Below are 12,158 nucleotides of genomic sequence, written 5' to 3' on the forward strand. Positions count from 1 at the left end.
TAAATAATTTTTACATATTACCCAAATGATAATAAAAAAGCATCAAGTCTTCAGACTAAATACTCGGCTCAGACGTATAAATTATCTAAAGGCCCCCCTCCTTCATAGAGGTAAGGCCTTCAGACATTGCACTAATGATTGTAACCGTGAGATCATGTTAGTTTGGATCACTCTCTTTGACGGTTACCACAAGCTTTGCTGGATTCGGTTCTTTTGGCTAGAACTTCAGTTGGAAATTCGTTATTTTTAGAGCTCCCGGCGTGACAGTTTCCCCAGCGCCTACATATACCTTGTACTCAATGCCTCTGACATCCGTTGGACTTGCCAGAACAGCATTATTGACCCAATTTGTCAATGCAGATTTCCAAATTAGAGAATTAAATGCATAAGTCACATCAACAGACTCCCCTGGAGCGATGATTCTTTCAACTGAGGGATCGGTTGCTGTTTGTCCTCCAGTTTCTTGCCAAGTCCATCCACCGCCTGTTCGCAGCACCAAGGATACGTGAATTGCCTTCGATCCGGTATTGGTTAATGTGCTGGAGATACTTGCATATTTAGACCAATCATCCCCAGTTCCTTTACCTGGCTTTGTATCCGTAGCAACACCTGCCGAGATCGTAGAACTTACGGTAGAAGCATAATTTACAAAGATCGTCTCGCCGTCCAAACCACTGGAAACATTTCCGGTAAATGCAGATTCCTGGAATACCCACGGATAGTAGCTTGCCGTTTTAGGCCGGTTCATTTCTGCAATCGTGTCGGCATACTTAGCCGCCGGCAAATCAAAGCTGATTGTATGCAATTGAATACTGCCTGCGAAACCTCCGCTTCCGCTTTGTACCCGGATAATAATCCGATTTGCAGTTTTGTTCGTGAGGCCAGCCAGAGGCACATTAACCTTCAATGTCGTCTTCGCAGGGATTGTGATATATTGCCCCAATTCGGCCCATTTCCAATCGCCATCTTTAACGATCGGTTGAATCTGAATTTCAGATGTATTCGGATTCGTAACGATGAGGTTCATATTGGTAAAGGTGCTCCAATCCTCCCCCGGGCTCGGATCCACCTGGAAAGCTGGAAAATTCTCCGTCTGAAGGTTAAACGTCATTTGCAATCCGCCGTTATCTAGCGGAGACAGTTTCGCGACAGTCGGAGTCGCCGGTTTGTCGGCGCCATTGAGTCCTACATACCAAGTAGTGTACTTGTCAATAATGCCTGGATCAATGGTTTCAACTAATTCAGAACCTGTAGTAGCCTTCTCAGCATTACTTACTGTCGATTCATTTCCTGCATCGTCATACGCTGTAACTGTAAACGAATATGTTGTTTTCATTGCCAAACCGGATGCAACATAGCTATTCGTTAAACTGGTGCCCAACAACACTCCATCTTTATAGATGTTATAGCCTGCAACGCCAATGTTGTCTGTTGATGCGGTCCATGATAGATTGGCTGTTGTGATCGCGGCGATGGCAGTAAGACCTGCCGGCGCCGTTGGCGCTATTGTATCATTGCTTGGTAATGTTTTAACGCTTACCTCGTTACTGGCAGCAGAAATGTTGCCTGCAGCATCGATCGCTTTTACCGTGAATGTATAAGAAGTATTTGCTTTCAGACCTGTAACAGTGAAACTTGTTGTGGTACTGATACTTTTCAATGTCCCGTTCTGGTATACATTGTAGCCTCTCACGCCAACGTTGTCTGTTGATCCTGTCCAGGTTAACGCAACGGAAGAGTAAGTTGGAGATGTTCCAACCAAATTGGAAGGTGCTGTCGGCGGCTCTTTGTCATCCGTATCTGTGAATACAGTAGCCAGTTTCGAAGTTGCATGAATCCCGTTTGGACCGTTGATAATGGCATTCCCTTGCTCCGTATAACTGGTTCCGGCCCAATCGTTCGACATGTCTAAATATTCCAGACCGGTACCATTCCCTTTCCAAGACCATCCAAGATAGCCAACACCCTTTTGCTGGCTATAGCTCATAATCGTCGCCTCGTCAACATCTCCGTTGGTATGTTTAATGCCAAATTCGCCGATTACAAGCGCCAAATTTTTGTTCAATACATTGTCAATATTGCTTTTCACCGTTGCAGCATCTTTTCCCGCATACTCATACATGTGAATCGAAAACATCGTATTTTTCAACGGATCCGCATTAAATACCTCTGTTCCATAGTCCACGATCGACTGCGGGTATTGTCCCCAACCTGCGCCGTCAACCATGATCGTGTTTTTAATCCCGGCACTTCTGAGCTTCGGTATAGCTGATTTATAACCGTCTGCCCAGCCTTGCCCGTTCCAGGTGCCGAACCATTCATTTGCAATGTTGAGGACGACCGTCTTCTCTTTTCCGATGAGTGCGCTTTTCATTTCAATCCAGTAATTCGCGATACTATCGAGAATCGCTGCACTATCCTTGCCCGTTCCATCATGCACTTCGACGATGGCTATCAATTTGTTTTTTTCGCACAATGAAATAAGGTCTTGTAAGGCGGATAAACTGTCTTTCGTCCATTGCTGTCCGTCTGAAAGTACAATTCTTACCGTATTTGCACCTGTTTTTGCAATTGCTGGAATGGCAACGGACTCCTGACCTTTGTACCAAGTGTAAGCATGGTTGACCCCTCTCATCACAAATGGAACTCCATTCGCATCATAGAGCGTTGTACCTTTAATATAGAATCCCGTTTCACTACGAATTACATCGGTTTTTACACTGAGTGGAGCACTTGCTGCCGATGTGTTTCCTGCCGCATCTTTGGCTTTCACGGTGAAGCTGTATGTTGTGTCTGCAGTCAAGCTAGTTACTGTATAGCTTGTTGTTGTGCTTGTTCCTGCCAGCGTTGTCCCATTGTATATCTCATAACCCGTTACTGCTACATTGTCTGTTGATGCTGTCCATGTCAGGCTAACGCTTGTAGCCGTCTTAGCAGGACTCGCAAGGTTTGTCGGCACTGTTGGCGGGGTTGGATCTGGAGATGTATTGGTTTTTACACTCAATGCAGTACTTGCTGCCGATGCGTTTCCTGCCGCATCTTTGGCTTTCACGGTGAAGCTGTATGTTGTGTCTGCAGTCAAGCCAGTTACTGTATAGCTTGTTGTTGTGCTTGTTCCTGCCAGCGTTGTCCCATTGTATATCTCGTAGCCCGTTACTCCTACATTGTCTGTTGATGCTGTCCATGTCAGGCTAACGCTTGTAGCCGTCTTCGCAGGACTCGCAAGGTTTGTAGGCACTGTTGGCGGGGTTGGATCTGGAGATGTATTGGTTTTTACACTCAATGCAGTACTTGCTGCCGATGCGTTTCCTGCCGCATCTTTGGCTTTCACGGTGAAGCTGTATGTTGTGTCTGCAGTCAAGCCAGTTACTGTATAGCTTGTTGTTGTGCTTGTTCCTGCCAGCGTTGTCCCATTGTATATCTCGTAGCCCGTTACTCCTACATTGTCTGTTGATGCTGTCCATGTCAGGCTAACGCTTGTAGCCGTCTTCGCAGGACTCGCAAGGTTTGTAGGCACTGTTGGCGGGGTTGGATCAGGATTTGATTCAACCAGCGAAAGTTTCCACCTTTGCTGGGGATTTCCATTGTCTGTCCATTGCTGCACATTGGCTCCATCCGAAGTATATCCACCGGCGACATCCAGTGCTTTACCACTGGCTTGTGAGATTAACTTGAAATATCCATCGCCCGTATCAATGATTTGCCATTTTTGTGCGGCGGTTCCATTGTCTGTCCATTGCTGCACATTAGCTCCATCCGCCGTAGAAGACCCGGCGACATCCAATGCCTTACCACTGGATTGAACGAGCAATTTATAGTACCCGCCGCCTAGGTTAATGATCTTCCACTGTTGCTGCAAGTTGCCATTATCCGACCATTGCTGCACATTAGCTCCATCCGCGGTAGCCCCCCCTGCGACATCCAGGTTTTTTCCGCTATGTTGAGCCGTAAGCTTGTAAACCGAACCAGATTTTATACCTGGATCCACAATTACATTATCCGCATATACTTCAAACCCCCAGAGAGAATATCCATAACTGGAAGCCCTTTCAGTTCCATACATTTTAATATATCTCGCATTCGTCGCTGCAAAAGAAATATCGTCGATTCCACCATCCCCTGTTGTAGTGGAATACACTGTGGTCCAGTTGCTGTTATCTGCAGAGATTTGAATTTGATAGGACTTCGCATAAGCGGCCTCCCAATTCAGCTTGACATTACTAACTTTGGCAACGCTTCCAAGATCGACGCTAATCCACTGTGGATCCGAATAATTGGATGACCACCTTGTTGAAGAGTTGCCGTCTGTGGCCATTGCTGCTGTTTTTGTTGAATCTTCAGACGAACTTGCAGTTGTCGTTTTGTTAAGCGCGAGATTTGTCGCTGCAGCACTTGCACTTATTGGCGGAATCAATCCGATCAGCAAACCGATTACCATAATGAACGCAAAAATTTTTTTCAAGAATCTTACCTCCCAATAATTTAAAAGTCCATGCCTTTTGAGTCACCTTACTTCAGTCTAGATGAAACTGAAAAAATAAAAGCCTCAAACCTTGTAAAATTCCCTCCTCCCTTGTAATTTACACGTTGAAAGCGCTCTCTTTTTTACCAACAAAAAAGAGAGTTCTAGGTGTTTAATATATTTAATGGTTTCCAACAAAGTGTTTAGAAAACCGTTAAACCCCTTCATAACAAGACCGTTGTGTGTACCTCCGTTCCTTTTACAGAATATGCCATAATAATATAACTTGTTAGCATAACTGTCAATAAATTTAATAACTAAATAATAATTTTTAGGTAATTAATGGAAGTAGTCAAGCTAAATATTACCCAATCGGGTCGGCTAAGATGGAGTTGAAGGAGGATAATCCCCCCTTATAAGCGATCCATAGCAGGTGCAACCCGATCGTCCTGACAGAGATCAAATCCTCCAAGAATTCCCCTTGTTGTCTCTGCCTCCTGAAGATGCTCTTACGACTAAATCACAGGCGATATTGATCTTTTCAAATGGTCTTTGAGGATCACGAATCCGATCAAGAAGCGCCGAGACGGCTCGTTCGCCAAGTTGTTCTTTTTTGACATGCACGGTTGTCAACGGAACCTCGGCGCGCTGGCTTTCATCGATATTATCAAAGCCTGTAATACAAATCTCCGCAGGAACGTCAATGCCTCGCTCCTTCAATAACGACAATGCCGATAGCGCTATTTCGTCATTGGCACATACCCAAGCAGTCGGCAGAGCTGTACCTTTTGCCGTTAGAGAATCCAGTTTCTCTTGTAAAACGCGTCGGTTAGCTTCGCGATCCGTACCCGACAAGGGCAGCTTGTCCCGAACAGGGTCAATCATGATCGCATATTCCTCCAAAGCTTTTCGAAACCCGATCCACCGGTCTGTGAAGCTTCTTGAAAACTGTGTGTCACCTAGAAACCAAAACGAACGATGTCCCAATCCCAGCAGATGTCCGGTAATTAGCGCAACACTGTCGATATTCGAAGCAAATACGGAATCCGAAGGCACGAGCGAATCTTCATGATCGGTTAGCACAAACGGCAGATTAAGCCTTTGAATTTCCAGCAGCATGGTGGTCGAAATTTCACCTACGCCAATCACACCCAATAAACGATCGGGTTTCAGCACCATTTCGAAATGATCGACCGTTTGTTCGGTAATGATTAGCATCCCCAAACCGTAATGGGACAATACGTGGCCAATTCCGTTAACAATCACACTCCAGAAGGCGGAATCCATTGTTTGAAGCCTAACGCTTGGCATCAAAACGGCAACAGTCCGTTTATTCGCACCGTTATCCTCCGGCATCCATCCCCTAAAATGATTCTTAGGTTTTCCGCTTTTGCCTGTTGCAGCATGTTTCTGTTTAAAATACCCGAGTTGCGTTGCTGCTTCGATAATTTTTTCCCTTGTTTTCGCGCTAACGCCATCTTTGCCGGCTAAAGCCTTTGAGACCGCATATTTCGAAAGCCCCACGGCATCTGCTATTTGCTGCATGCTAACTTTATTTTTCATGATGTTCGATGCCCCCTTTAATCGTTCCACTATTTTATAGCTAATACTATCTAAAGGAAATTAGGTTTACAAGTTATTTTGTTAGCAAAATTCCAGTTGACTAACCATTTTTGTTAGTTTACAATTCTATTTGTTAGCTAACAAAAAGAGGTGAATCCATTGAATCCTGCCTTGTTAAAGCAGGAAATGTCCAGTGAATTGGAGCATATTTTGCAATTTTGGATGCAGCACACGATTGATAGACAGCACAGCGGTTTCTACGGACGTATTGACAGCGATATGACTGTCCATCCTGAAGCTCCTAAAGGTCTAGTTCTGAACGCGCGCATCCTTTGGACATTTGCTAGAGCTTACCGGCACGAGCCAAAGCCGGAATATTTGGACATCGCCGAACGGGCGCTGGAGTATCTGGAAACATATTTTCGGGACTCAGAATACCCTGGCTACTTTTGGATGGTCGATTATCAAGGAAATCCGCTTCAGACCAAGAAGCAAATTTACGGCCAAGCTTTTTATCTTTACGCAATATCGGAATATATCCTGGCGACAGGACGCGAAGATTTGTTGAACTTAGCCGAGCAATTATTTGAAATTGTCGAGAAAAGTTTTGATCCTGTCCATGGCGGATATTTGGAGGCCTATGCCCGCAACTGGTCTGAGGAAGGCGACCTCCGTCTCGGGGAGCATGATCAGAATGATAAGAAATCGATGAATACTCACCTTCATATACTGGAGGCTTACACCAACTATTATCGGGTGTGCAAGAGCACGAAGCTGGAGAAGCAGTTCCACAGACTGATCGTAGATACAATCGAACGTATTATCGACTTGGACAAAGGGCATTTCCATCTCTTCTTCGACGAGGATTGGAGCCTTAAATCGAATCTCGTCTCATATGGACACGATATCGAAGGCAGTTGGCTGCTCTTGGAAGCCGCCGAAGTGCTGGGAGATCCGACTCTCATCGAACGCTCCAAACAAGCCGCGCTGCGGATGGCCGAAGCGGTTCTCGAAGAAGGCGTGGACTCGGATGGAGCCGTCATGTGGGAAGGCGATGCTGACCGTGTGCTCGATACGGATAAACATTGGTGGGGACAAGCAGAAGCCGTCGTGGGCTTCGTTAATGCTTGGCAGTTGACCGGCGAAGAACGGTATTGGAAGGCGGCTGCCGATTGCTGGCATTTCATCCGCGAGCATATCATCGACAAGGATAACGGTGAATGGTACTGGAGGACGGACAAGGGCGGTAAACCCTCATTGGCCGAATCGAAGGTTAACGAATGGAAATGCCCTTATCATAACAGCAGGGCTTGCTTTGAGATTATCGAACGACTGAACACATACTAATTCATCCTGAATGTTGAAAGGTAGTGCGACAATGAGTACTTTATTCGAACAACGTAAACAAATCATCCAAGAACGTTATGAATCTCTTATTAACCGTAAAAATGAGCCTTTGTTCTCGGAAAACGGTATCTATGAGCGTTATACGCATCCGGTCTTAACCGCCGCGCATGCTCCACTGGTTTGGCGATACGATTTCAATCCTGAAACCAATCCTTACTTTATGGAGCGGATCGGTGTAAACGCCGCGTTTAACCCTGGCGCTATCGAGTTAAACGGCAAGTTTTATCTGGTCGCACGTGTGGAAGGCAACGACCGCAAGTCCTTTTTCGCCGTAGCCGAGAGCGATAACGGGGTCACTGGCTTCCGCTTCTGGGACCGTCCTGTCGTGATGCCAGAGACCGAGAAACCGGACATTAACATTTACGATATGCGCCTGACTAAGCATGAAGACGGATGGATCTATGGTGTATTCTGTACGGAGCGTAAAGATCCTGACGCGGCTCCTGGAGACCTTTCAAGCGCTGTAGCACAAGCAGGTATTGCCCGCACAAAAGACTTAAAAACTTGGGAGCGCCTCCCGGATCTCAAAACCGGATCCGCTCAACAACGAAACGTCGTCCTGCATCCGGAATTTGTAGACGGCAAGTATGCTTTCTATACACGACCTCAGGATGGATTCATCGACGCCGGTTCCGGCGGTGGGATCGGTTGGGGATTGTCTGCAAGCATGAACCCAGCTATCCTTGATAAGGAGAGCATTATTGATCGCCGGTATTACCACACAATCAAGGAAGTCAAAAACGGTCAAGGCCCCGCTCCGATAAAAACGGAAAAAGGATGGCTCCACATCGCCCATGGCGTAAGAAATACTGCTGCTGGCCTACGTTATGTAATTTATGCATTCCTGACTGATCTTAAAGATCCTGCCAAGCTGCTCAGCTCACCTGCAGGTCACTTGATCGCACCGGAAGGCGAAGAACGTATCGGCGATGTATCCAATGTTGTCTTCACGAATGGCGTTATCGCTCGTGACAATGGGGATGTATACCTCTATTATGCTTCCTCCGACACCCGCTGCCATGTAGTCACGACAACCGTCGATAGACTGCTTGACTACGTCCTGAATACACCTGAGGACCCGCTTCGTTCCTATGCATGCGTTCAGCAGAGAATAGCGTTGGTTGACAATAATCTGGCGTAAACAAGGATAACTGCCTTAATGCCATGAAATAGACGTGACCCGGTAGGCAGCGCTTTTTTCAAAGTGCACCACCGGGTCACGTTTCGTTTCCATGGTTTTCAGGTTGTTCAACTCAGCTTTTCTCGATACTGAACAGGCGTTACCCCTTTGATGGATTTGAACAATTTTGTGAAATATTGAACGTCTTCATAACCGACAGTTCCCGCGATTTCATATATCTTTTTCGTTGGATCCCTCATGAGCTCTATCGCTTTCTCCACTCGATATTCCATCACATATTTGCTGAATGAAACGTTCATTTCCTCTTTAAAGATTTTGCTTAAGTAGGAAGCATTCATAAAGAATACATCTGCAACCGCATTTAGATTAATGGATTCGTTATAATGCTCATCCATGTATGCAACGATCTTTTCAATCACTTTCCGCTTCTTCTTCGTTTGTGTTTTACACAAGTAAGACATGATTTTAAAGAGAGCTTCCTCAAATAAATGACGTATTTCATCAATGTTCTGAGAGCTTTGCAATAACTCGAAAAACTGTAAGCTGAATCTCGAAACATCATCCATAGACCGCTTGCTTTCGGTTGTGGCTCTTGTTATTGTGGTGAGGATTTGAAAATATAAAAACTTGAACTCAATCAGATTCATTTGTTTATTTTCTTTCACAAGCCGATCCAAATGGATGAAAACCGATTGCTTATCGCCCAATTTAACTGAATTAACTAACCCTTCAATTTCATAATGCTTATACTTCTCTGTTTTAGCAGAAACAGCTGAGGTCGTGCCGCTTTCTTGATTGAGAAACCCGCTTAGCAATAAAGACTGCTTCGCTTGTCGGTATGACAAAGAAATCTCGATAAGGTTAGAACAGCATCCTCCATATCCAATTTCGACAGGACATCCAAATATTTTATAGATCATATGACTGATGCCTGCCGAATCGATCAACTGGCAAAGATTATCGGTGGCAAGGCCAGAAGATACAATGGCCACTACTTCATCAGAATGTGTAAAAGTAAACGTTTTGCAGTTCATCTCTTGAAGCATATCTCCGACCAAATTTCCTATAACGAACTGTGTGAATTCGGCATCTAAATCTATGCCATCTTCTTGCGATTGTTTAAATTGAAAAATCATACAATAATGATTCAGATTTGCATGTTCGATCTGAAAATCATTTAGAGCAGCAACAATCTCTTGTTCATTTTGAATCCGCCCATTGATCAGATTAACGAATACCATTTCTTTCAACATAGGTAACCGCTTGTTGACTTGCGTATCTGCCTTTTGCAGCAATTCCGCTTTTTTCTTCTCAGATTGAATGAGGTCCACACATTTTCTTACGACATGAAGCAAATCATGGTCTTCAACCGGCTTCAGTATATAGTCGAAAGCGCCGAGAGACAGCGCATTTTTGGCATATTCAAAGTCACTGTAGCCACTGATAATAATGACTTTCGCCTGAAGCTGACGTTCTCTTAAAGATTGAATGAGTTCAAGCCCCCCCATATGGGGCATGCGAATATCGGTCAGAATGATATCGGGAGCAAGTAGAAGCGCTTTCTCCAGTGCTTCATTGCCGCAGCTTGCCTCATCAATCACTTCGATCCCCAGCTGATCCCAATCTATGGTATGGATCAGTCTTTCGCGCACCCAAGCTTCGTCATCCACTACCATCATTTTTATCATGTCGCAGGCACCTCTTTGGCAACTATCGGAATTTCTATCGTTACTCTCGTTCCTTCCCCAGAGACGCTCTCGATTTGAATGCCATAACTGGCTCCGTATTTTAAACGGATTTGTCGGATTAAGTTTCTCAGGGCGAAGCTGGATGTCTCCTCTGTCGCTTCAACCTGGAGGCTTTGCCTTAATCGCAATAATGCTTCTTCTTTCATTCCACTGCCGTTGTCTTCCACAATGATTTTGAGTTTCCCTTCGAGAGAAGATACTTCAATTGAAATATGACCGTATCCCCTTGCTTTCTCGATTCCGTGATAGACCGAGTTCTCAACAATAGGCTGCAGCAGCATTTTAGGTACCAGACAATCTGCGAGCTCCTCTGGAAGATCTATATGAAAGCTGATCTCCCCTCGATAACGAATATTGATAATAGTTAAATAACTGACAACTAAACTTACAGCATCTTTTAATGAAACGATATCTTTGCCGCCGCTTAAGCTGATTCTGAAAAATTTGGATAAAGCAGCCACCATTTGTGATATCTCTTCGACCTTTTTTATTTTCGCGATGCTATAGATGGAATCAAGCGTATTGTATAAAAAATGCGGGTTGATTTGAGCCTGCAGCAGCTTAATTTCAGCTTCAAGTTTATACAGCTTTTCATTGGCAAGGTCTTTGACAAGCGCATTCAGTTCATCCGCCATATCATTAAATCCTTGATACACCTGCCTAAACTCATCTTGACGATTGTCCCGTATTCGTATATCCAAATTCCTGTTTCCGATTTTTTGCATTGCTTTTATAAGCTTTAATAAAGGTTTATAAAACTGATTAGATAAAAAGAAACTAACCATAAAGATGATGATCGCCATAATTGTGACAAGGACGATGAAAAAGTTCCTGATTTCATATACTTTTCCCAAAATCTCGGACGATGGTATAACGACGACATACCTCCACTTGTTATACGTTGAGATCGAATAGACAATGAATTGTTTATCGACAAAAAAACTGCCGCTTTCTTTTCCTGACGATTGAATCTTATCGTTAATCTGTGCGAAGAGGTCCGTTTTGTTTCCCACAACGCTCATATCTGAATGGGCAACAACATGAGAGTCGGCATCCAAGACGACGAAATCCCCTGGAATGCCTCTTTGTATTTTCCTATAATAGTCGCTGATATAACTCTCCCTTACATTGACAGACAGAACCGCGATCGTATTCCCTTCTTCATCTTTTAGAACCTTGTTAAAGGAAATCAATTTACTGTCTTCCAGACGGCTAGAAATATGATTCAAGCTATAATAATCGACGGGAGCGGCTACAAACCAGTGTTCATTGCCGTCTATCTTCTGACTTTCGCTTATAAAATCAATATTATTCACATCAACATCTTCATAGTAGGTAGATTTAGAATCGAGGATTGCATTTTGCTTAACCAAATATAAATAAAAGGAATCGGTGCCTTCCAGCACATTCTGAATTTTAATGCGTGTGATGAAAAAGCGAAGCAAATCCAACATCCCTGCATACTTTTCGTTTTTCACCTCTGGGGTGAGCCGTGTTTCTTGTTTAGCAAGGGTTAAGAGACGGTTATCCGTTAGTATTAACTTGCTTAATCCAGTTACATTATCAAGAGCGGAATCGATATTATTGACAGCGAAATCAATACTGCTTATGACAACCTTGGAAGTCTGATCCGTGATGGATTGTGAGGACCTATTGTAGAGCAATGCACTGACAATGATCATGGGAATGAGGATAACGATGAACATACTTATGAACATTTTGATCCGAAAACTAATGTTTTGAAATATCATCCGCTGTCCATTCCTCTTGAGATGGAACAATCCCTTCACCCTGATCTTACAGGGAAAAGGGACGCCACCGCGATTATAGTCCTATC

General features: G+C 44.3%; 6 protein-coding genes. 2 read left to right on the top strand and 4 right to left on the bottom strand.

Features of this window, described 5'->3' with window-relative positions:
- Nucleotides 1-217: 217 nt before the first annotated feature.
- Complete coding sequence (locus ABRS97_RS13515) at nucleotides 218-4,438, bottom strand: fibronectin type III domain-containing protein (RefSeq protein ID WP_483312459.1); 4,221 nt, start codon at nucleotides 4,436-4,438, stop codon at nucleotides 218-220.
- 483 nt (nucleotides 4,439-4,921) lie between these two features.
- Entirely contained in the window at nucleotides 4,922-6,025 is a 1,104-nt protein-coding gene (locus ABRS97_RS13520; protein ID WP_367814625.1) for a LacI family DNA-binding transcriptional regulator, read from the bottom strand.
- 150 nt (nucleotides 6,026-6,175) lie between these two features.
- Between ABRS97_RS13520 and ABRS97_RS13525 the strand changes: the two genes are divergently transcribed.
- Nucleotides 6,176-7,372, top strand: coding sequence for an AGE family epimerase/isomerase (locus tag ABRS97_RS13525; protein WP_483312453.1), 1,197 nt, complete (start codon nucleotides 6,176-6,178; stop codon nucleotides 7,370-7,372).
- Nucleotides 7,373-7,403: 31 nt separating this feature from the next.
- Entirely contained in the window at nucleotides 7,404-8,573 is a 1,170-nt protein-coding gene (locus tag ABRS97_RS13530; RefSeq protein WP_367814629.1) for a glycoside hydrolase family 130 protein, read from the top strand.
- 107 nt (nucleotides 8,574-8,680) lie between these two features.
- On the opposite strand, the gene ABRS97_RS13535 is transcribed toward ABRS97_RS13530, so the two are convergent.
- Nucleotides 8,681-10,261 (bottom strand): response regulator transcription factor, encoded by a 1,581-nt coding sequence (locus ABRS97_RS13535; protein ID WP_367814631.1) that lies wholly within the window; start codon nucleotides 10,259-10,261, stop codon nucleotides 8,681-8,683.
- The gene (locus ABRS97_RS13540) at nucleotides 10,258-12,072 is read right to left on the bottom strand and encodes a cache domain-containing sensor histidine kinase (RefSeq protein ID WP_367814633.1); all 1,815 of its coding nucleotides are present in this window, start codon (nucleotides 12,070-12,072) and stop codon (nucleotides 10,258-10,260) included. Before ABRS97_RS13540 ends, ABRS97_RS13535 begins: the two co-directional genes overlap by 4 nt.
- Nucleotides 12,073-12,158 lie beyond the last annotated feature (86 nt).

Source organism: Paenibacillus tabacirhizosphaerae (assembly GCF_040812395.1).
Classification (GTDB): Bacteria; Bacillota; Bacilli; order Paenibacillales; family NBRC-103111; genus Paenibacillus_E.

Bases quoted from the DNA above. Each gene is read 5' to 3' on its own strand.
- ABRS97_RS13515 (WP_483312459.1), bottom strand. From the start codon at position 4,438: ATGGTAATCGGTTTGCTGATCGGATTGATTCCGCCAATAAGTGCAAGT.
- ABRS97_RS13520 (WP_367814625.1), bottom strand. From the start codon at position 6,025: ATGAAAAATAAAGTTAGCATGCAGCAAATAGCAGATGCCGTGGGGCTT.
- ABRS97_RS13530 (WP_367814629.1), top strand. From the start codon at position 7,404: ATGAGTACTTTATTCGAACAACGTAAACAAATCATCCAAGAACGTTAT.
- ABRS97_RS13535 (WP_367814631.1), bottom strand. From the start codon at position 10,261: ATGATAAAAATGATGGTAGTGGATGACGAAGCTTGGGTGCGCGAAAGA.
- ABRS97_RS13540 (WP_367814633.1), bottom strand. From the start codon at position 12,072: ATGATATTTCAAAACATTAGTTTTCGGATCAAAATGTTCATAAGTATG.